Source organism: Pseudomonas lundensis (assembly GCF_002269125.1).
Taxonomy (GTDB): Bacteria; Pseudomonadota; Gammaproteobacteria; order Pseudomonadales; family Pseudomonadaceae; genus Aquipseudomonas; species Aquipseudomonas lundensis_A.
Genome location: NZ_NQKI01000027.1, coordinates 31,801 through 52,837 on the forward strand (window position 1 = coordinate 31,801; position 21,037 = coordinate 52,837).

Here is a 21,037-nt window from a genome sequence, read left to right on the forward strand (position 1 = left end):
GAGCATTGCTTTGTTGCTCTTTACTGCGCCCCTCGCGCAGAAACGCCTCGGCCCCGGTCATGGCGCACGTTCTGCGAGGGCTGCGGGAACCCCGACGCTAGACGCGTCCTGGATCGTTAAGAGGAAACGTTAGATGGCAAGGTCTGTAGCAGATCCGGCGGTCAGTCATGCGCCCACAAAAACCGTGGGTTTACTGGTGATACCAAACTTCACCACCATTGGCTTTGCGTCCACGATTGAAACCTTGCGCATGGCCAATATGGCTGCTCGCCGCGACATGTTTCGAACCCTCATCATCGGCCCTGGCCTGGAACCCGTGACCGCCAGCAATGGCATGCGCATTCTGCCGGACTGCGCGATGCAAGACGCCCCCAAGCTGGACATCCTGCTGGTGGTAGGCGCCAATCCGATCGTGTCCCACCTCAGCAGTCGTCCGTTGCTCAATTGGCTGCGCAAACTGGCGCACGAGCACGTTGTACTGGGCGGCATTTGCACGGGCAGTTACTGGTTGGCCCGTGCGGGGTTGCTCAAGGGGTATCGCTGCACCATTCACTGGGAAGACATCGAAACCCTCAAGGACCACTTCCCGGGGATCATCATTTCCAATCAACTGTTCGAGCTTGATCGCGACCGTTACACCTGTTCGGGGGGCGTCGCGTCGATGGACATGACCTTGCAATTGATCGCCCGCGAACCCGGCGGCCGGGAGATTGCAGCCCATGCGGCGGAGTTGCTGCTGTGTGATCGGGCCCGCAGTGCCCAGGAGCAACAGCGCGTGCCGTTGCGCCAGAAGCTGGGGACCTCGCAACCCAAACTCAGCCAAGTGGTGGCGATCATGGAAGCCAATCTGGAAGAACCGGTAAGCCTGGAAGAACTGGCGCGCTTGAACGAAGTGTCGATACGCCAGCTGGAACGCCTGTTTCACAAGCATTTGCAGCGCACCCCCAGCCAGTACTATTTGGAGCTGCGTCTGGCGCGGGCGCGCAGCCTGTTGCTGCGTAGCGAGTCACAAGTGCGCGACATCGCCCTGGCCTGCGGTTTTGTGTCGGCCGCGCACTTTTCCAAGTGCTACAGCCGACTGTTTGGGGTGTCGCCGATTGGTGATCGCAAGCAGGTTGCACTGCATTAATCGCTGAACCGTCATGAGCGAGCAAGCTCGCTCATGTGCTCAGTCCTGAAGGGCTTTGTGCGCTGTTTCGCGGCTGGCGAGCATGGCCACCAAGGCCACGGCGGCCGCTGCCAGCAAATACCACGCTGGGGCCATTTTGTTGCCCGTCATGTGAATGAGCCAGGTTGCAATGAAGGGCGCCGTGCCGCCAAACAACGCGTTGGCAATGTTGAAACTGAACGCAAAGCCGCTGAAGCGCACACGGGTGGGGAAGATTTCAGCCAGAAAACACGGCAAGGTGCCGTCGTTCATGGCCAGGATGGCGCCGAAGGCAATTTGAATCATCAGAATCACGATCAAAGAACTGTTGCCCAACAAGCTGAACAGTGGAAACGTCAAGCCGAGAAACAACACGGAGGCCATCACCAGCATGGTCTTGCGCCCGAAACGGTCCGAGAGTTTGCCCATCAGGAAGATCAACCCGATATAAGTCGCCAGTGACACGGTGGAGGCAATAAAGGAATCACGTTCGCTCATGCCCATTTCCATGGACAGGTACGTCGGCATGTAGCTGAGCAACAAGTAGAACGCCACCGCGTTCAGGCACGTCGCACCAATACCGATCATCACGCTGCGCCGGTGCACCGTCAGCAATTCACGAATCGGCGCGTGGGTGGCACATTCCTTGGCCTCCAGGCGTTGCTCCATTTCCAGAAACTTAGGCGAATCCTGCAAGCTCATACGGATGTAGCGCCCCACCAATCCAAACGGCGCAGCCAGTAAAAACGGCAAACGCCAGCCCCACTCGTGAAGCGTTTCGACGCTCATCCATTCATGTAACGCCGCTACAAACACTGCCCCGAACAGCAGACCGGCGGCGGTGCTGGCGGGGACGATGCTGGTGTAAAACCCGCGTTTCCCCTCAGGGGCGTACTCCGCCAGAAACGCCGAGGCCCCAGCGTATTCACCCGAGGCCGAAAAACCCTGCACCAACCGGATCAACAACAGCAATGCCGGGGCCCATAATCCGATCAAGTCATAACCGGGCAGGATGCCAATGCAAAACGTGGACACGGTCATGATTAAAATTGACCAGGACAGCGCACTGCGGCGCCCGTACTTATCGCCAAAATGGCCCCATACCAGCCCGCCAACGGGGCGTACGACAAACGACAGCGCAAACACGGCGAAAGTGGCCAACAGCCCGGTTGCGGCATCGGTTTGCGGAAAAAACGTCAGGGCGATGATGGTGGCCAGATAACCGTAGGCTGCGTAGTCGAACCACTCGACAAAGTTGCCCATGAAACTGGCCGTGGCAGCACGGCGCAAGGCTTTGCGTTCGCTGCTCAGTTCGAGCTGCTGTTGGGTGGTAAGCGGTACGCTGAGGCTTGTACTTGGGATACTCATCGAGCACCTCCAGTGAGTGAGGTGCGGGAGGTAACGGCTTGGCAAAACGTCGGGACACAGGACATGACAACTACCCTCATTCTGGTTGTTCTAGGCAGGGGTAATGGGTCAAAACGCACTGCGCGTCTGGGCGCGCATGTGCCAGTACCGGTTGGCCGCTGCCTGAACCTCAGGCTGCGGCCGCCGGGTTTAACGCTTGATGATGTTGTGTTGCGGGCCATACGGGAAGTGCGTGATGTTTTCGCTGCCGTCAGCGGTGACGATCAGGATGTCGTGCTCGCGATAACCTCCGGCACCCGGACGGCCTTGCTCAATCATGATCATCGGCTCGATGGACACCACCATCCCTGGCTCCAGCACGGTGTCGATGTCTTCACGCAACTCCAACCCGGCTTCTCGTCCGTAATAGTGGCTCAGGGTGCCAAACGAGTGGCCGTAACCAAACGTGCGGTATTGAAGCAAATCGTGTTCCAGAAATATCTCATTGAGCTGCTGCGCGATGTCGCAGCAGCGCATGCCCGGTTTGATCAGCTTGAGCCCGGCCTCGTGAACCTTGACGTTAACCTCCCACATGCGCAGGTGCTCATCGGAGCAATGGTCGAGAAACAGCGTGCGCTCCAGTGCCGTGTAATACCCGGCAATCATCGGAAAGCAGTTGAGGCTCAAGATGTCCCCCTTGTTCACGCGGCGTGTGGTGACCGGGTTGTGCGCACCATCGGTGTTGAGGCCTGACTGGAACCAGGTCCAGGTGTCCATCAACTCGGCATCCGGGAACGTGCGGGCGATTTCACGCACCATGGCCTGGGTCGCATGCAATGCCACTTCGTACTCCGGCACCTGATCGCGCAACGCCTCAACGACCGCCGCGCCACCGATATCGGCAATCCGGGCGCCCTGCCGGATGATCGCGTGTTCTTCGGCCGACTTGATCATGCGCATCCGCATGCAGGGCGCGGCAATGTCCACCAGTTGCGCGTCCGGGTAGCGGCCCGCCAGTTTGTCGCGGTTGAGCAGATTAAGGTGATCGAACTCGACACCAATGCGCCCCGCGCGCAGCAGTGCCTGCTGGATGGCGACGAAGAAGTTGTCGCGCTGCCAGTCGGTGTACACGATGTTTTCGGTGCCCACGGTGCGGCGCCAAGGCTGGCCGCCGTCAATGTTGGCGCTGATGGTCACAACCTTGTCCTGGGTCACCACCAACCCATAATTGCGTCCGAAGGAGCAATACAGAAAGTCGCTGTAATAATTGATGTTGTGGTACGAGGTAAACACCGCCGCGTCGATGTCGTGCTTGGCCATGTAGGCCCGCAGCTTGGCCTGACGGTTTGCATACTCATGAGCCGAGAAAGTCGGGGTCACTTTTTCGCCGTTTTTGATCTGAAGGGTTTTGGGCATGTGCATGGCATTTACCTGTGTCTGCGTCGAGGATCAAAAGCCGCCAGCGGGCGGGTCGTTGAGGGTCATTCGAACAGAAGCCAACGCGCTTTTTTTGCGCGAATCCGACCTGTAATTGGTCAGATCCGCTCTCATCCGTTGTCGCGGCGAAACCGGTTGAAACCGACCGCCATTGCACAGCCTGGGCAAGGCATTGGGTGCAGTGCGATTAATTGCCCCCGGCCTGACCGGGATCACGGGCGTCTTCACGCATCCCGCTATACTCCGGGCGGCCTGAATCCCCAAGGAAGGACGGATTTGAGCCTTGACCCTAACGCTTTGATGATTGGAGGAAACCCGTGAAGAACTGGCACTGCCTCGTCGGTATCTTGCTGATCACCGCACTGACACTGTTGCTGGAGATACCTGCCGACACCTGGCTGACCTCGGCCACGCTGAGCTTGATCCTCGGCACCACGGCCCTCGCGTACATGGCCGTTTCCTGCCTGTTGGCCAGCCGATGGCGAGGGGTAGAAAATCTGTTTGGCGGCTTGGACCGCGTCTATGACACCCACAAATGGTTGGGGATCTGGGCGCTGGTGTTCGCGTCCTATCACTTCGTATTCAAAGCCAATCTGGACGTGTGGAACAGCGTGCCCATTCTGGAAATGTCCAAATACTGGACGCGCATGGTGCGCCAACTGAGTTACGTGGCGCTGGGCATGATCGTGCTGCTCGCCCTGAACCGCAATATCCCCTACAGCGTATGGCGTTGGTGGCACAAACTGTCCGGGCCACTGTTTCTGATCGTCATCCTGCACTGGCTCAGCTTCAAGTCCCCCATCACCCTGTTCAGCCCTGTCGGCATCTGGCTAAGCGTGCTCTGCGGCCTAGGCGTGGCGGCGGCGCTTTACAAGCTCCTGCTCTACCCGTTTGTGGCCCGTGCCGGGGAATACAAAGTGATCAACGTGCGCAACGATAAAGGCGCGCTGCACCTGACCTTCGCCCCAATCGGCAAGGGCTTTGCCTTCAAGGCCGGGCAGTTTGCGTTCCTGTCCTTTAAAGAAAAGGGCCTGCGCGAACCTCACCCTTTCACCATCGCCTGCGCCCACCGCGAAAACGGCCAGCTGGACTTTGTCATCCGGGCCTTGGGCGACTACACCAAAGCCCTGCATGATCAGGTGAAGATCGGCATGGTGGCCGACATCTATGCGCCCTACGGCCGCTTCAAACGCCCGGTACGGGCAGCAAAAGAAATCTGGATTGGCGCCGGTGTCGGTATCTCGCCCTTTATCGCCTGGCTGCAAGACACCCACGGCGAGCACTTTGACAAAGCAACCCTGATTTACTGCTTCAACCCTGCTCGCGCCTTCCCGCCTGCCGAAGAGTTACAGAGCGTTGCCCAGCAACGTGGCGTGCACTTTTTGGCCAACAGCGGCGGCACAGAACAACTGGCCGATCACCTGCGCCAGTGCTTGAAGGGCGCCGCGCCCGAGACCGTGCATATCAGCTTCTGCGGACCAAAAGGGCTGCTGCAGCGGGTGCGCGAATTGATGCGTGATTGCGGCGTGCCGGAGCAGAATTTGCACGTGGAGTTGTTTGAGTTCCGCTGATCTGGCCTAGACAGGAGGCGCTGCCCTGGCAGCGCCTTTTTTATGGGCAGGCCAGGCGATTGATGTTAAAAAGCCGCCCACTGCTATCCCGTGCATAGCTTTCAGAGCCACACTCACGTGTTCGAATTAACCAGTTACATCGGACTGTTCATTGCCGCCTTTGGTGCAGCGTCATTGTTGCCGATGCAATCTGAAGCGGTGCTGGTGAGCATGTTGTGGTCAGGGCAGTACAGTGTGGCGCTGCTGTTGCTGGTGGCCACGGCTGGCAATGTGCTGGGGTCGGTGCTCAATTGGCTGCTGGGGCGTTCGGTCGAGCGGTTTCGTCACAAACGCTGGTTTCCTGTAACCGCGGCCAAGCTGGAGAAAGCACAGCGTTTTTACCGGCGTTATGGGCGCTGGTCGTTGCTGTTGAGCTGGGTACCGGTCATTGGCGATCCTTTGACGTTGATCGCCGGGGTGATGCGCGAACCGTTTTGGCGCTTTTTGCTGATTGTAACGCTGGCCAAAGGGGTTCGCTATGCGCTGTTAAGCGCCCTGACGCTGGGGTGGATCAATGCTGGATAGCGGGCGCGCGCAAGGTGATCTGCGTGATTTCTGCCGGGCGCCCCAACCGGATCGGAAAGCCGTTCCACAACCCGGTGCCGTTGCTGACATAAAGTTGCATGCCTTCCACGTCATAAAGGCCTGACACAAACCCCTGATTGGCCCATTGCGCCAACAGGTGCGCGCCAAGGATCTGGCCGCCATGGGTGTGCCCCGACAGTTGCAGGTCAACACCCTGCCTGGCATTGGCCACGGCACCAATTGGCCGATGGCTAAGCAGAATCACCGGCGCGTGCTCGGGGGCATCGCGCAAGGCCGTGGCTACGTCGGGCAGTGGCAGCCTGAGCGGTGCAGCCGCCTTATCGGTGATGCCGGCCACCACCAGTTGACCGCCGTTATGGGTTACCAGCACGTGACGGTTGAGCAGCATCTGCAATCCCAACTGCTCAAACACCGGCAACCAGCGCACGTAATCGACGTAGTACTCATGGTTACCCGCGATGGCGAACACCCCATAGCGGGCGCGCAATTGTTGCAGCGGTTGCACATCGTTGGCGCGCGCTTGCGGGGAGCCGTCCACCAGATCGCCGGTGATCAGAATGAGGTCAGGTTGCAGAGCGTTAGTCTTATCCACCACCGCCTGCATCCACGGTGCTTGCAGCAATCGGCTGGCGTGCAAGTCCGTCAATTGCACAATGCGCAACCCGTCCATTTCCTGCGGCAAATGCGCCAAGGTGATTTCGATGCTTTTGATGTCCGGGACACGAATCGACTGCCACACACCCAGTAACGCCAAGCCGACACTGAGGATGCCCAACGCCGCATTAAGGCGCCGATTGCGCAGCAGTTCACGGCCACGTTGACGAGAGACCAGCCACGTCAACAGGCCCAGCACATCGCGCGCCAACAGCAGCAGCGCCAGTACGATAAGGCTGCCAAACGCCCAACCCAATGCCATCAGTACCTCGCCGGGTATTTCGGGCGAAGCCATGCTGCCAAACATATTTCGGGTAATCAGATGATGCTCGGCCACCAGCAACAGCAACACGCCCAGCACGCATTTGCTGAGGGTACTGACCCGTAGCGGCCAAATGAAACGCCCGATGACGTACAACGCGATAAATGCAGTGACCCCATGAAACATGCTTTATTCCCTGTCAAAACGTGATGGACAACTTCAGACGTGTCGACCCTGCCCATTGGGCCATGACTCCCTTTGCCTAGGCGCCATCCGTAACGGCCTGGCGAGGCGTTCCACCGCGTCAAACTGCGACCCTCTCGCAAAAAACTTAGACGGTGTTGCTCACCCATGGACATGGGGACGCAATGCCCGGAACGCCCTCATCAGGAGGCCCGACGCAACAGGCGTTACGGCCCGCCACCATCGGGCAGATCGGAGGAAAGCCGCTCAATCTCGACTTTTCCATAATTGATCTCCAGAAACGTCCTACAGTCTGCCTGAAACTTCTTGTCATAGGGTATTCGTGCAGCTGACAACCCTGGCAGATAAGAATCGTCAGCCCCCTATAACCACTGAGTAATTCTGTTCACGTTTTTTTATGCAAGACCGCTCGCTACCTTGTTTGGAGCTTGCAGAAGACACCCTGGCCTCAAAACCCTGTTATTTCGTTAAGGTTCTACTCAATAAATAAGCACCCAACATTTTACTCCTTAAGCCAAGAACCGATAGTTGAGGTGATTTTCACGCGGCTTCGTCAGCCCTTGTCATCACCTCACTTAATTTATAACTCCCTAGTACGTAGGAAGTGTCATGTCCAGGCGTAGCCACTTCAGAAAAACAACGTTATCAACTAATTTTGCAGCGTGAGATTTACAGCACTGCAAAAATATTACCTTCTCATTCAATGATTTGACACAACTAAGCGGCAACGCTCCATGCTGTCTATACATCCAAGGCATCTACCACCGCGCAACGGTGACGCGGTGGCATTTATATAGACGTGATCTAGAGTTCAATTAACACATTAAAACAACTGCAACCCAAACCTTATTTATACCTCCATCACCCGCCTGTCAGAATACGCTAAGGCTAACTATGAACCCCAATACAGCAACAGAAAATACGGTTAAAAACCTCTCTTATGAAGAGATTATTTATCAAGCACAAAACGCACCTAAAGTACTAACCAGCGTTTCCGCAGCCGATCAGGATGACGTCAGTCGAGCGCCTGGACTTTTACTCACAAAAGAGGAAATCATCAGCATCAAACGGTATGAAGCGGCCGCCTTGGAATTACCGAGCACGCTTGAAGATGTACAGAACTATCTAAACTACGGTGACGTGAATGACGTTGGCCCTGGCCTTGAATACAAAAACTTCCTGGACCTGTTCACCCTTACACGTAACCATGCCTTGCAGTGGTCTCCGCTGTATGACGAGATGAAGCTCACTGGCACCAAGCTCAGGATCTTTGCTCATAGCATGAGTGTCTATGGCGATTCTATAACTCAGCTCTATGACGGCATTCTCTCTGTCAAAAAACTTGAAAAACTCCTTGAAGTCAATCAGGTCGAAACGCTCGCCCAGTTAAAAGAAATCGAGGTTAATTCAGGTGAGAAATTTCCCGATATAGAACTTGAAAAAGACACCAAAAAAAATCTGGGCAGCTATTTGTCCACGATATTCGACAAAGTCAAGAACAACCTGGAAGACACCCAGAACGTCCACAAAGAACTCACCGATTTCAGCGACACCTTACACAATCGCGTAGTACCCAAAATAAAAACGCAATTACAACTGGTCAGCAACAATTCGGTCCAGGCCGACATTGAAGTCCTTAAAAGCGCAATTGACGCACGCTCTTTGCTCATTGATGAAAAAAGCAAAGAGTACAAAGCACTGGTAGAAAAATCGATCAGCAATGCGCTGTCTTTTAACTTGCCAGGCCTTGTAATGGGCATCTATGTAGGCGTCGAGGCGGACGGGGTCAGGGTCGAACGCAACCGATTATCTGAAGCACAAAAACTCGACATTGAAAAACTGAGCAAAAAAGACAAAACCCTTGCCTCCCTCCATCATATGAAACGGTATTTGCAAAACCTTCAACTTGTTACCTTTGACGCCGATGTGGCAACACAAAACTTAAGGCATGTCTGGAATGTCATATACCAATATGTAAAGCAATCGCAAAGTTCAATAGACACCATTAACGACGCCTTAAGCCTGGGGCTGTTTATGGCCGAATTCAAACTCGTCATTGACCCATGGAGGCACATTGAAAAAACAGCTGACATCTTCATTACTGTTTTTAAAGAGGCGGAAGAGGAATACAAAAAAAACTATATTAACGACAACCAACACTAACCCCCAAGGAAATGTAACATGACCACGACTACTTACCCTTCCGTTGACCTCACACTCATGGCGCAGAGCATCAGGTTGATGAGCGACCACGCCAGCAGTGCCGACGCCCTCTTTACAACACTTAATTACCTGCCAGCACTGCATGATCAATTTCAGACGTTAACGCTCAATATGAACAAGAGCGGCCAGGCGCTGCGTGACACCGCCCTCTCGGCAAAGATGGGCCTCGAAAAAAACATTAAAGAATTGAGCTATTTCGAGGCATTGTTAACCGGTGCGCGCACTGCGCAGGAAACAGCCGATACAAACACTGCACTGGCTAATCTACCGGCCAGAGTAAAATCCACTCTGTACGCGTCGACAGACGTACTGTCCCGTCAACTATCAAGCCTGAAAACGCCTTCAGTGCTGAATATGACGCAGGGCTACCTCGAAGAGTCTGAAAAGGATCTCGCTGACGCTAAAGCTGCCCTGGGTCTATTGAGTGAGCAAGAAGTAAAACTTCAAGAGCAGCGACAAACCCTTACCGCTGCCATTGATGTGCTCTCCCAGGGCGGCATTGAAAAAATTGGCAAGGACATAACGTTAACGCTGGAGAACATCACGGCGCTAGGACTTTCTCCTACTAACATACAAGCCGTCATGTTCGCGATCGAACAATTGAAAAAAACCATCGAACATATCGGTGAAAGCATTCGGTTTTTAGATTTGCTGCAACAACGAGACAGGCTGGTCACTAAAATTACAGCTCAACAAAAACTCATCACGCTTAAAAATGAACACGTCGTCTGCTTCAACGGCCAGATAAAATTCATCACCACCATCCATGCCATGCTCCCGCCATTGCAAGCGTTTGTTGGCGAATACCAGCGCATTATCGAGGCCTTTAAATTATTTACAACGCGCATTGACCTGGACCTTCCCGCAGAAGCACAACAATTTATTGAGTTTTTAACCCCTCTTTCAAAGCCTTGGTAAGGTGCAGCTCATCGAGCTGCTACTTTATTCGCCTTGGCAATAATTTTATTAAACGACTGTAGCTTTGCTTTGTGCCTGACGCCATAGCGAAGGGCAGTCGTTCTGCTGTTAGTGCCTCCCTAATGAATGACATATTAATCGAGGCGCACACCTGTGCTGCTTTAAAAGGTTACTTGTATTTTCTGAGCGAGTTCCCCGCTATTTCAGAGAAGATTCAAGCACGCTCAGATGCATACCGAAAAAATGGCCATGAATTACGTTCTCCTCCTGATATGCCCGTACTGGCACGTACCGCATCGTCGAGTGAAAGTAATTGGCGAGCCATCCTCACATTGTTGCCCGTACTGGGTAATATGGGCAGTCGACTATTCCGGCAACTACGGGATTTTGTGCAGACATTCGACCGCGAAGTGCACGCGCTCTCGAGTGCCGCAGAGAGCGCCTTGATCAAAGATCTTAATGCGCAACACTTCACACCTGTTTTATCAGGCACGCAAGAGCGCCTTGACCATACCGACATTGCGCACCTGCTGAAAAACCTGAGTTCACTGATTGAAGAATGTACCTTCACAGGCGTCACACTTGAGCAAATCGTTGAGGAAGACTCAAACCTCACCCACTCTTTTCTTACCCACTTCATTGATGCATTACGAACCGCTATCTGCGCCTGCCCCCCCTGTGTGTCGAAGTTCGAAATCTACTATTACGACGGCTTGTTCAGCACCGACATGATCGACAATCACCTGGCCCTGTATTGCCTGCCCGATGTCTGTACCAAACCCCACGACATTTATTTAAAAGCACTGCGCGAATTGCATGTGAACGCTCGCTTGGCAGGAGGCAGCCTGGGGTTTTTGTGCTCGCGCATGTTACTTTTCCTGAAGGATATTAACGGTGAAATAATATCCCTCCTCCCTGAAACACCTGTGCGACTGGCATGCACCACATTAAAACAGATCGATTATTTGCTCACAGATTTGAACAAGGTCAGTGACGCATTAATTTCACTCTCTTCAATATTAAATCCGTCGACGTCCATTACAAGCCCTACCAAAAAAACATGATCATAAGAAGCGCTCATCACGCATCACCGCTCCCCTCTCCCCTCTCCCCTCTCCCACGTATTGATCGTGATGACCAATGCTGCATTGCAAACCTTTCAATGCGTTTTTAGCGTCTTCGCTGCTGTCCACTCTGGGGTTGGGTAGGCATTTAATGCTGATCGTAATGCCCAAGCCCATTCTTAGCTCCCATGCTCACGCCTCCACAGCCAACCTACCGATCAATGCGAATGGGGGTCGTCAATAACCGGCAACGGGATGATCTGTGCAGCGCCATGCCGCACGCCACGCTCAGCCATCACTTGACGCGCCAGCGTTGTGACCTCTTTGGCTGAACCCTTGAGCACCGACACTTCCATGCACCGGCCCTGATCGAGGTGCACGTGCAGCGTCGACAGCGTCAAGTCGTGATGTTCATGGAACACCGTGTTGAGCCGTTTAGGCAGCTCACGGGTGCCGTGGTCATACACATAGCTCAGGGTGGCAACGCAGCTGGCGTCGGGATGTGTGGCTTCGGGCTCCAGCAACCCGGCGCGCAACAAATCGCGAATCGCCTCGGATCGTCCTTGATAGCCATGGGTGGCGACGCGCTCATCAATGACGGCTAACAAGGCGTCGTCCAGAGAGATGGTGACTCTTTGCATGGATCTTGCCTCGCGTTTATGAACTTTTCACATAGACTTCATACCCGTTGCATGAAACCTAAAGTGCCATCATTAGAGGGAGCGCCAGTTTGAAGCAGCCGTCGATGAAAAAGAAGCTTGGCTTGTGGCTTATCAGCTGCTGCCTGTGCAGCGGTATCACCCCCACTCATGCCACGGACAATACTCCGACGCTTACCTACTCCTGGCCTGCCAATGCTGGGCCCCTTGACCCTCGGGGTTACTCGCCCAATCAGATGTATGCCCAGGCCATGGTCTATGAACCGCTGGTACGTTATACCCGGTCCGGGCAACTGGAACCCTGGCTCGCGACAGACTGGAACGTGTCTGCCGACGGTAAGGTCTACACCTTCACCCTGCGCGAAGGTGTGACGTTCAGTGACGGCACCCCGTTCAACGCCGCAGCCGCCAAAGCCAACTTTGACGCGGTACTGGCCAATGCCAAACGCCATCAATGGATGGAACTGGTGAGTACTATAGACAGGGTTGAAGCACCGGACGCGCACACCCTGGTGCTGGTGCTCAAGCACCCCTACTACCCGACCCTGATGGAACTGGCGCAGGTGCGTCCGCTGCGTTTTGGTGCGCCGCACGCCCAAAAAGGTGCGCCCGTGGGTACCGGCCCCTGGACGCTGGTAGAAACCCGGCGCGAGGAATTCGACCGGTTTGCGCGCAACGATCAATACTGGGGCGAGAAACCCGCGTATGGCTCGGTGTTGGTGAAAGTCATCTCAGACCCTGACAGCCGCGCCATCGCCTTGCAAACGGGTGAAATCGACCTGATTCAGGGCGCCGACGGCGAGATTTCTTCCGGCACGTTCGTGCGCTTGCGCGACGCGGGCTTCAAGACTGCACTCTCGGCCCCCCTGGCAACCCGGCTGGTGGCGATGAACACTGCCCGCGTGCCGACCAACGATCTGGCGGTGCGCCAAGCAATCAATCAGGCCGTGGACAAAGACACCCTGATCGCCAAGGTGCTGTATGGCCTGGAGCCGCGCGCCGATGCGCTGTTTTCCAATAACCTGCCTTACACCGACCTCGGGCTCAAAGCACTGACCTTCGATCCGCAGAAGGCTCGCGAACGTTTGCAAGCGGCCGGCTGGACGCTGCCTGCTGGTAAATCGGTGCGGGAAAAGGACGGCCAACCGCTGAGCGTTGAGTTGGTGTTTCTGGGCACCAGCGCGCTGCAAAAAAGTCTGGCCGAGATCATTCAGGGAGAACTGGCCAAAGTCGGCATGCAGGTGCAATTGCGTGCGGAAGAAGACGGCGCGTTGGTACAGCGTCAGCGTGAAGGACGTTTTGGCATGATCTTCGCGGACACGTGGGGCGCACCGTATGACCCGCATTCTTTTGTCAGCTCGATGCGCTATGCCGGTCACGCCGATTACATGGCACAGCGCGGCCTGCCGATGAAAGACGCCATCGACCGCAAGATCACCCAGGTACTGGGCGAAACCCGCGAGAAACAACGGGCCGAGGGTTACCGCGAGATCCTCACCACCCTGCAGGATCAGGCAGTGTATTTGCCAATTTCCTACCTCACGGCCATCAGTGTCAGCCGCAATAGCGTCGACAATGTGCAGTTTGGCAGCACGCTGTTTGATGTGCCGTTCGACGTCATGCGCCCAGCCAGCGGGAAGCCTTAATCATGCTGCGATATATCGCTTTGCGTCTGATCCTACTGATCCCGGTGCTACTTGGGGTGTCGCTGATCGTGTTCATCTTGCTGCACTTGGGTAACGGCGACCCGGCGCTGGATTACCTGCGCCTGTCGCAAATTCCACCCACAGATGCAGCACTGGCCGAAGCACGTCAGGCGCTGGGGCTGGATCGCCCATTACCGGAGCAATACCTGACGTGGATCTGGAACGCCCTGCACCTGGATTTCGGGATTTCCTACATTACCGGCCGCCCCGTGCTGGATGACTTGCTCTATTACCTGCCTGCCACTTTGCAACTGGGCGGCCTTGCGCTGCTGGCCACCCTGGCATTCAGCATCCCGCTGGGCCTGATCGCTGCCCGCTGGCAAGGTAAGTGGCCGGATCAGGTGGTGCGGGTTGTGACCTTTATCGGGGTATCGATGCCCAACTTCTGGCTGGCTTTTTTGCTGATCGCTTTGCTGTCGCTGTGGCTCGGCTGGCTGCCGCCGATGGGACGGGGTGACGCTGCGCACCTGATCATGCCGGTATTGGCAATCGCGCTGATGTCGATGTCGATCAACGCCCGCCTGCTGCGGGCCAGCTTGCTGGACGTGCGTCAGCACCGCCACGTGTTTTATGCCCGAGCCCGTGGCCTGAATGAACGCCGCGTGTGGCGCGACCATATCCTGCGCAACGCCTGGATGCCGCTGGTGACCGCCACCGGTATGCACATCGGGGAATTGCTCGGCGGCGCGCTGGTGATCGAAACCATCTTTGCCTGGCCCGGCGTGGGGCGCTTTGCCGTGAGTGCTGTACTCAACCGCGACTTCCCGGTGATGCAGTGCTTCACCCTGCTGCTCACCACGTTGTTGGTGCTGTGCAATCTGGTGGTCGACATCTGTTATGCGTGGCTCGACCCGCGCACACGCTTATCGGGGATGATGGCATGACGGCGATAGCGGTAACAACAGTGCCCCGCACCAGACGCGGACTGCACGTAGGGCTCACATTGGTCGCGCTGCTGTTGGTCATGGCGCTGTTCGGCCCCTGGCTGACGCCGTATGACCCGACGCTGGTCAATCTCGACGACCGCCTGCTGCCTGCCAGTGCAGCCCACTGGCTGGGCACCGATCACCTGGGCCGTGATGTGCTGTCGCGATTGATCGTCGGCACTCAGCTGTCATTGGGCAGCGTGGTGTTGACCCTCGGGCTGGTCTTGATACTCGGGGTGGTAATAGGCGGCATCGCAGGCGTGGTCGGGGGCAAGCTGGACATGTTCCTTATGCGCGTGTGCGACATGTTCCTGACCTTTCCGACACTGGTGTTGGCGTTCTTTTTGATCGCCTTGCTCGGCACCGGGCTGACCAACGTCATCATCGCTATCGCCCTCTCGCACTGGGCGTGGTACGCGCGGATGGTGCGCGGCATGGTGATCGCCCAGCGCAATCGCGATTACGTACTGGCCTCGCGCCTGGCTGGGGCCTCGCGCCTGACCCGCTTACGCCAGCACATCATGCCCAACGTGGTCGGGCAATTGCTGGTGCTGGCCTCGATGGACATCGGGCACATGATGCTGCACGTCTCCGGGTTGTCGTTTCTGGGCCTGGGTGTGAGCCCGCCGACGCCTGAGTGGGGCGTCATGATCAACGATTCCAAGGAGTTCATCTGGACTCATCCGCAATTGCTGCTGTGGCCGGGGCTGATGATTTTCCTCGCGGTCATGGCCTTCAACCTGTTGGGCGATGCCTTGCGCGATCGCCTCGACCCCAGCGTTCTGGCGGAGATCAAGGAATGAAGGACACACTGACGCTACAGGGGCTGACCCTCAGCCATCAGCAGCGCACGCTGGTGGACCGGGTCGACCTGACCCTCAGGGCGGGCAGCATTCATGGGTTGGTGGGCGGCAGCGGATCGGGCAAGTCGCTGACCTGTGCCGGCATCCTCGACCTGCTGCCCCCCGGCGTGCACCGCACTGGCGCAACGCTGCACCTTGACGGACACCCGGTGCAACCGCACCAACTGCGCGGACGGGCTGTGGCGCTGGTGCTTCAGAACCCGCGCAGTGCGTTCAACCCGGTACGTTCGTTGCGCCAGCATGCGCTGGAAACCCTTGAAGCGCGGGACGTGCACGGTAAACCGGCGCACGACCTGATCCTTGACACGCTGCACGAGGTGGGGCTTAAGGAGGCGGACCGCGTGCTGGATTCGTTTGCTTTCCAGCTCAGCGGCGGCATGTTGCAGCGCATGATGATTGCCCTGGCGCTCTTGGCCGACAGCCGTTTCCTGCTGGCCGACGAACCCACCAGCGATCTGGATGTGGTGGCACAAGCGCGCTTTCTCGACCTGTTGGAACGGCTGGTGCTGAACCACAACCTTGGCGTGTTGCTGGTGACCCATGACATGGGCGTGGTGGCGCGCAGTTGCGAGCAGGTCAGCGTGATGGCAGAGGGCCGAATCGTTGAACACGTCGATGTGCACACATTGTTTGAATCCCCCCACAGCCCCGAGGCGCGCACCTTATTGGCCGCGCATCGCACCTTGACCCGGGAGGCCTACGCGCCATGAGTTTTCTACAGGTAGAAGGCATCCGCCACGGTTACACGGCAGGCGGCATGTTCAGTAAACGGCACCGGGTGGAGGTGCTGCAGGGGCTGAATCTGGAACTGATCGAAGGTCAAAACCTCGGCCTGTTGGGCAGTAGCGGCAGTGGCAAGAGCACCCTTGCCCGCTTGTTGATGGGGCTGGAGACGCCAGAACAGGGCCGCATCATCTTTCGCGGGGAACCGCTACAAGGCCCTGACAAGCCATTCCTGCAACAGGTACAAATGGTCTTTCAGGACGCCCTGACTGCCTTCAACCCCCAGCGCAGCATCGGCTGGAGCATCGCCGAGCCTTTGCGGCATCTGGCGCAAATGAGTGAACAGGCGTGCAAAAACCGGGTGGACGCGTTGTTGCTTGAGGTCAAGTTGCTGCCTGCGGACGGCGACAAACTCCCCGCCCAACTCAGTGGTGGCCAATTACAGCGCGCCGGCATCGCACGGGCCCTGTCAGTGGCGCCTAAATTGATCATCCTGGACGAGGCCCTGTCCAATCTCGACCGAGTGCTGCAGGTGCAAATTCTCGAACTGCTGACTGACATTCGCCGTGAGTCGGGGACGGGGTTCTTGCTGATTACCCATGACTTGAGCCTGGTCAAACACTTCTGCCAACGCGTGGTGGTCTTGGCCGAAGGCACGCTGGTGGAGGACCGCGAGGTCACACCGCACCTGTACTTTGAGCACCCGGCGGCCTGTGTGTTGCAGGACGCCGTCTTGCCCGCCCGACCAAAAGCACGGCGGGCATCGCTCAACCCTGTCGATTCGCCCCTCGCCCGCAGGACCGAGGCAGGCGAGCGTCAGGCTTGAGCCGCAACAGCCTCCGGCGCAGATGCGTCAGAGGCTGGCCCATTTATTCGGCAGGCGGGTTTTGCCCTGCCGAACGGCTGATGCGGTACATGCTCACGCAATAAATGGCCAGGGCCACACCGGCCAAGCCGCCACCGGTGACACCAATGTAAGAGAAGCCCGCGTGTACACCCACCCAACTACCCAGCAGGGCGCCACCGCCAATGCCGATGTTGTAGATGCCCGAAAACATGGCCATGGCTACGTCTGTGGCGTCCGGCGCCAGCGACAATACCCGCGACTGCAGTGCCAGGCCGAAACACATGATGGCCATGCCCCAAAACAGGCTGAGGGTTGCCAAATACGACTCTTTGCCACTCAACGGCAGCAGCAGCGCCAGACACACCGCGAGCACCGAGACCGCCACGATCAGAAAGCGCTGCGGGCTATGGCGATGCAGCACGCTGAATAGCAGCGAACCGATGATCCCTGCGCCACCAAACAACAGCAGGATGAGGGTCACCACATTCCCACTCATCCCGGCAACGGTCTGAATAAACGGCTCAATGTAGCTATAAGCGGTGAACTGCGCCGTGACCACCAGCGCAGTCAGGATGTACACCGCCACCAAGGCCGGACGTTTGAACAACACCGGTAAGCTGCGCAGCGAACCCGAGTTCTGGCTGGGCAGCAACGGCAGGCTACGGGCCAGCCAAAACACCAGGGCCAGCGCCAGGCCCGCAATTACCAGAAATGTCGTGCGCCAGCCCATCGCCTCGCCCAGCAGCCGGCCAAGGGGAATCCCCAATACCATCGCCAGCGACGTCCCGGTGGCCAGCAACCCCAGCGCCTGCACTTGCTTGCCTTCTGGCGCCAGCCGCACCGCCAGTGACGCTGTAATCGACCAAAACAGGGCATGGGACAACGCTACCCCGATACGGCTGAGTAACAGGATGCCAAAGTTGGCTGCCAGGCTGGACAGCACGTGGCTGGCGATGAACATGCCGAACAGGATCAGCAGCAGTTTGCGGCGCTCGACGTTGCGCGTCAGCAACATGATGGGCAGTGAGGTCAGTGACACCACCCAGGCATAAATCGTGAGCATCAACCCGACGCTGGCGGTGGTCATGTCGAAACTGGCGCCAATGGCGCTCAGTAGCCCTACCGGCACGAACTCGGTGGTATTGAACACAAACGCGGCGAGCGCCAGGGCGATGACCGGTTGCCAATTGGCAGAGGATGAAACGTTGGGAGTGCTCATTTAAAGAATGTATTACTCGCTATCGATGATCGAACAGGTCCTTGGGGCGACCTCCCTGGCACACACGTCCTGCATTCACAACACGTGCCAGGTGACTGGGTTGACGGCCCGAGGCAAAACAGTGCGGCATTCTATAGGCTTCTCAAAACGCCGTTCGTGCCCATTGATGTTAGCAGCGAGGCATTTTGTCACACGCAAGAGACCTCGGCGGTGGGTAGGTGACGTTATCACCCACTGCGGATGGGGCTCAGTAAGTGCCTGAGTCGGCGGGTCAGAGATGCTACCCTGCGCGCCTCAAAGATCTGGCCATCAGCCAGGCACCTATCGACCTGTGCAAATACGCGCATGCTGGCGAAAACGGCAACGTTGCTCGCGAGCCTGTGGGTGGGTGCAAGGCCGGGACGTTCAGGAGTTTTCATGGGTAAGCCTTTGCCGCGTTTTGCGTTCAATACCTTGAGTTTCAGCCTGCTGGTTGCCAGCGCTTTTCAAACGGTGCATGCCAGCGAAACCGAGCTGCCTGCCATTTCAGTGACGGGCGAAGACAGCGTCGGGTATCAGGCGCAAACCGCATCAGTGGGCGGATTTGAGGCGGCGCCCTTGCTGGACACCCCGGCGGCTGTTTCTGTGTTCACTGAAGCGCTGATCCAGGATCAGCAAGCGCGCTTGCTCAGCGATGTGTTGAAAAATGATGCATCAGTGGGCGAAAGCTACGCCCCTGTCGGCTATTACCAGAACTTCGTGGTGCGCGGTTTCTCGTTGAACGCGGCCAGCAGTTACAAGATCAATGGGCGCACCATCACCGGCGAGCAAAACGTCGGCCTCGAAAACAAGCAGCAAGTGGAGTTGCTCAAAGGCCTGTCCGGCCTGCAAAGCGGTGTGTCGGAACCCGGCGGGCTGGTCAACTACGTGACCAAGCGTGCCGCCGATGTGCGTTCGGTGACGGTGTCCACCGACGACCGGGGCAGCGGCTACATTGCCACCGATGTCGGCGGCTGGTTCGGCAGTGAACAACAGTTCGGCCTGCGGGCCAATGTGGCCCATGAAGACATCCATTCTTACGTTGAACACGCCAACGGCCAGCGCGACTTTGTGTCTTTGGCGTTCGACTGGAACATCAACCCCGATATGCTGCTGCAACTGGATGCCGAGTACCAAACCACAGAACAACGTTCGGTGCCCGGCTACCAGCTCTTAGGCGGTACAGAACTGCCGCGCCATGCCTCGCCGAAAAAACTGCTGGGCCACCAAAGCGGCTCAAAACCCGTGACCATCGACTCGCTGAACCTCAACGGCAACCTTGAGTACCGCTTCAGCGATAACTGGAAAACCACGTTCAGTGCGTCGCGCAGCAACGTCGTCATTGACGACTACAGCGCCTTTGCCTGGGGCGGTTGTACGCAGGGTGACGCCTGCTCGCAAGGCAACTATTTCAGCCCTGAAGGCGGTTACGGCATTTACGACTTCCGCAGCCCCGACGACACCCGGCGCAATGACGAGGTGCAAGCCACCCTGAGCGGCGCCTTCAACACCGGGGCGTTAGGCCATGAGCTGACAGTGGGCAGCAGCGCGTTTCGTCGTGTGGTCAATAACCGGGAGTCGATCATGGCGTGGATCGGCAGCGGCAACATTGATGCCGAACCCGAGCAATTCCCCCGCTACACCGGCGCCCTGAACGACAGCCAGCGCCGCCTCGACAGCCGCCAGTACGGGGTGTTTTTCAATGACCGCATCCGTTTCAATGAGCAGTGGCAGACCGTGCTGGGCGGGCGCGAGGTGCGTTTGGACGAAAAATCCTTCGACAGCAGCGGCGTTACCACCCGCCACACACGGCGTTATGAATTCTTGCCGCAGGCCGCACTGATCTACAAACCGCTGCAAAACCTGTCGCTGTACACCCGCTACAGCAAAGGCTTGTCGCTGGGCGGCACGGCGCCGTGGTTTGCCAGCAATGCCTACGACATCTTGCCGCCCAGCGTTTCACGGCAGATTGAGGCCGGGATCAAATACGACTGGCAACGCCTGAGCCTCAGCGCGACGCTGTTCCAGCTGCGCCAGGCGTACCAGTATTCCCAGCCTGACGGCGCCGGGCATTTCACCTTCGTGCAACAAGGCGAGCAGAAAAACACCGGGCTGGAACTGGCAGCCAATGGCTGGGTAACTCAACGTCTGCAGGTATCCGCAAGTGTTGCGGCGATCCGTGCCCGGGTTTCGGGCAGCGGCACGCCGGACTACGAAGGGCACCAGACCATTAATGTCCCGACCCTACGCGCCAGCCTGTATGGCGACTACGCCCTGCCGTGGGTCGACGGCCTGGCGTTGCTGGGCGGCGTGCAATACAGCGGGAAAAAATACGCCAACCAGCAGGGTAATGTTGACGCTGCCAGCTACGCCGTGTTCAACCTCGGCAGCCGCTACAGCACGCGTATCGAGGGGTATGACACGGTGGTGCGCCTGACCGTCGACAACCTGTTCGACAAACGTTACTGGCGCGATGTCGGGGATTACATGGGCGACAACTACGTGTTCCAGGGCGCGCCCTTGACGGCCCGTTTGAGTGCCACGGTCAATTTCTGAGGGGCAGTTGCACATCACCCGATAACTACCTGTGCACGGAGGCAGGCCGGTGTGCACACCGGCCTGCCCGGTAGTCAGCAAAAGATACCTGTAAACACTTAACTACCG

The 21,037-nt window shown here is 57.3% G+C and carries 17 protein-coding genes; 12 read left to right on the forward strand and 5 right to left on the reverse strand.

The window, feature by feature from the left end; genetic code table 11:
- Positions 1–133: 133 nt before the first annotated feature.
- Positions 134–1,129: a GlxA family transcriptional regulator gene (locus CJF39_RS16385; protein WP_094994359.1), complete on the forward strand. Its 996-nt coding sequence runs from the start codon at positions 134–136 to the stop codon at positions 1,127–1,129.
- A gap of 39 nt (positions 1,130–1,168) precedes the next feature.
- Here CJF39_RS16385 and CJF39_RS16390 read toward each other — a convergent pair whose 3' ends face one another.
- Complete coding sequence (locus CJF39_RS16390) at positions 1,169–2,515, reverse strand: MFS transporter (protein WP_094994360.1); 1,347 nt, start codon at positions 2,513–2,515, stop codon at positions 1,169–1,171.
- A gap of 189 nt (positions 2,516–2,704) precedes the next feature.
- A complete protein-coding gene (locus CJF39_RS16395) occupies positions 2,705–3,916 on the reverse strand; it encodes a M24 family metallopeptidase (RefSeq protein WP_094994361.1) in 1,212 nt (403 codons plus the stop codon).
- 332 nt (positions 3,917–4,248) lie between these two features.
- On the opposite strand from CJF39_RS16395, the gene CJF39_RS16400 reads away from it, so the two are divergent.
- Both CJF39_RS16400 and CJF39_RS16405 read left to right on the forward strand, forming a co-directional pair.
- Positions 4,249–5,502, forward strand: coding sequence for a ferredoxin reductase family protein (locus CJF39_RS16400; RefSeq protein WP_094994362.1), 1,254 nt, complete (start codon positions 4,249–4,251; stop codon positions 5,500–5,502).
- A 117-nt stretch (positions 5,503–5,619) separates the two neighbouring features.
- Complete coding sequence (locus tag CJF39_RS16405; RefSeq protein ID WP_094994363.1) at positions 5,620–6,066, forward strand: YqaA family protein; 447 nt, start codon at positions 5,620–5,622, stop codon at positions 6,064–6,066.
- On the opposite strand, the gene CJF39_RS16410 is transcribed toward CJF39_RS16405, so the two are convergent.
- The gene (locus tag CJF39_RS16410; RefSeq protein WP_094994364.1) at positions 6,053–7,189 is read right to left on the reverse strand and encodes a metallophosphoesterase; all 1,137 of its coding nucleotides are present in this window, start codon (positions 7,187–7,189) and stop codon (positions 6,053–6,055) included. The genes CJF39_RS16405 and CJF39_RS16410 overlap by 14 nt on opposite strands.
- A 912-nt stretch (positions 7,190–8,101) precedes the next feature.
- On the opposite strand from CJF39_RS16410, the gene CJF39_RS16415 reads away from it, so the two are divergent.
- The 3 genes from CJF39_RS16415 to CJF39_RS16425 all read left to right on the forward strand — a co-directional run bounded on the left by CJF39_RS16415 (position 8,102) and on the right by CJF39_RS16425 (position 11,412).
- Positions 8,102–9,370, forward strand: coding sequence for an alpha-xenorhabdolysin family binary toxin subunit A (locus tag CJF39_RS16415; RefSeq protein ID WP_094994365.1), 1,269 nt, complete (start codon positions 8,102–8,104; stop codon positions 9,368–9,370).
- A gap of 18 nt (positions 9,371–9,388) precedes the next feature.
- Positions 9,389–10,348, forward strand: a complete 960-nt coding sequence (locus tag CJF39_RS16420) for an alpha-xenorhabdolysin family binary toxin subunit B (RefSeq protein ID WP_094994366.1) — start codon at positions 9,389–9,391, stop codon at positions 10,346–10,348.
- Between the two features lie 122 nt (positions 10,349–10,470).
- Positions 10,471–11,412 carry a hypothetical protein gene (locus tag CJF39_RS16425; RefSeq protein WP_141232199.1) on the forward strand — a complete coding sequence of 314 codons (942 nt, stop codon included), beginning with the start codon at positions 10,471–10,473 and terminating at the stop codon, positions 11,410–11,412.
- A gap of 218 nt (positions 11,413–11,630) precedes the next feature.
- On the opposite strand, the gene nikR is transcribed toward CJF39_RS16425, so the two are convergent.
- Positions 11,631–12,053: a nickel-responsive transcriptional regulator NikR gene (gene nikR / locus CJF39_RS16430; RefSeq protein WP_094994368.1), complete on the reverse strand. Its 423-nt coding sequence runs from the start codon at positions 12,051–12,053 to the stop codon at positions 11,631–11,633.
- Between the two features lie 89 nt (positions 12,054–12,142).
- Here nikR and nikA point away from each other — a divergent pair, with 89 nt between their 5' ends.
- The 5 genes from nikA to CJF39_RS16455 are packed head-to-tail and all read left to right on the forward strand — an operon-like array spanning position 12,143 to position 17,115.
- Positions 12,143–13,717: a nickel ABC transporter substrate-binding protein gene (gene nikA / locus CJF39_RS16435; protein ID WP_094994369.1), complete on the forward strand. Its 1,575-nt coding sequence runs from the start codon at positions 12,143–12,145 to the stop codon at positions 13,715–13,717.
- Between the two features lie 2 nt (positions 13,718–13,719).
- Positions 13,720–14,661, forward strand: a complete 942-nt coding sequence (nikB, locus tag CJF39_RS16440; protein WP_094994370.1) for a nickel ABC transporter permease subunit NikB — start codon at positions 13,720–13,722, stop codon at positions 14,659–14,661.
- A 20-nt stretch (positions 14,662–14,681) separates the two neighbouring features.
- On the forward strand, positions 14,682–15,506 hold the full coding sequence (nikC, locus tag CJF39_RS16445; RefSeq protein ID WP_249275379.1) for a nickel ABC transporter permease subunit NikC: 825 nt from the start codon (positions 14,682–14,684) through the stop codon (positions 15,504–15,506).
- The gene (locus tag CJF39_RS16450; RefSeq protein WP_094994371.1) at positions 15,503–16,276 is read left to right on the forward strand and encodes an ATP-binding cassette domain-containing protein; all 774 of its coding nucleotides are present in this window, start codon (positions 15,503–15,505) and stop codon (positions 16,274–16,276) included. Before nikC ends, CJF39_RS16450 begins: the two co-directional genes overlap by 4 nt.
- The gene (locus CJF39_RS16455; protein WP_094994372.1) at positions 16,273–17,115 is read left to right on the forward strand and encodes an ATP-binding cassette domain-containing protein; all 843 of its coding nucleotides are present in this window, start codon (positions 16,273–16,275) and stop codon (positions 17,113–17,115) included. Before CJF39_RS16450 ends, CJF39_RS16455 begins: the two co-directional genes overlap by 4 nt.
- A gap of 43 nt (positions 17,116–17,158) precedes the next feature.
- Here CJF39_RS16455 and CJF39_RS16460 read toward each other — a convergent pair whose 3' ends face one another.
- Positions 17,159–18,355, reverse strand: a complete 1,197-nt coding sequence (locus tag CJF39_RS16460; protein ID WP_094994373.1) for a sugar transporter — start codon at positions 18,353–18,355, stop codon at positions 17,159–17,161.
- A 417-nt stretch (positions 18,356–18,772) separates the two neighbouring features.
- On the opposite strand from CJF39_RS16460, the gene CJF39_RS16465 reads away from it, so the two are divergent.
- Positions 18,773–20,929, forward strand: a complete 2,157-nt coding sequence (locus CJF39_RS16465; protein WP_094994374.1) for a TonB-dependent siderophore receptor — start codon at positions 18,773–18,775, stop codon at positions 20,927–20,929.
- The last annotated feature ends 108 nt before the right edge of the window (positions 20,930–21,037 follow it).

Coding starts and splice junctions, on each gene's coding strand:
- CJF39_RS16385 (WP_094994359.1), top strand. CDS start 134: ATGGCAAGGTCTGTAGCAGATCCGGCGGTCAGTCATGCGCCCACAAAA.
- CJF39_RS16390 (WP_094994360.1), bottom strand. CDS start 2,515: ATGAGTATCCCAAGTACAAGCCTCAGCGTACCGCTTACCACCCAACAG.
- CJF39_RS16395 (WP_094994361.1), bottom strand. CDS start 3,916: ATGCACATGCCCAAAACCCTTCAGATCAAAAACGGCGAAAAAGTGACC.
- CJF39_RS16410 (WP_094994364.1), bottom strand. CDS start 7,189: ATGTTTCATGGGGTCACTGCATTTATCGCGTTGTACGTCATCGGGCGT.
- CJF39_RS16415 (WP_094994365.1), top strand. CDS start 8,102: ATGAACCCCAATACAGCAACAGAAAATACGGTTAAAAACCTCTCTTAT.
- CJF39_RS16420 (WP_094994366.1), top strand. CDS start 9,389: ATGACCACGACTACTTACCCTTCCGTTGACCTCACACTCATGGCGCAG.
- CJF39_RS16425 (WP_141232199.1), top strand. CDS start 10,471: ATGAATGACATATTAATCGAGGCGCACACCTGTGCTGCTTTAAAAGGT.
- nikR (WP_094994368.1), bottom strand. CDS start 12,053: ATGCAAAGAGTCACCATCTCTCTGGACGACGCCTTGTTAGCCGTCATT.
- nikB (WP_094994370.1), top strand. CDS start 13,720: ATGCTGCGATATATCGCTTTGCGTCTGATCCTACTGATCCCGGTGCTA.
- CJF39_RS16450 (WP_094994371.1), top strand. CDS start 15,503: ATGAAGGACACACTGACGCTACAGGGGCTGACCCTCAGCCATCAGCAG.
- CJF39_RS16455 (WP_094994372.1), top strand. CDS start 16,273: ATGAGTTTTCTACAGGTAGAAGGCATCCGCCACGGTTACACGGCAGGC.
- CJF39_RS16460 (WP_094994373.1), bottom strand. CDS start 18,355: ATGAGCACTCCCAACGTTTCATCCTCTGCCAATTGGCAACCGGTCATC.
- CJF39_RS16465 (WP_094994374.1), top strand. CDS start 18,773: ATGGGTAAGCCTTTGCCGCGTTTTGCGTTCAATACCTTGAGTTTCAGC.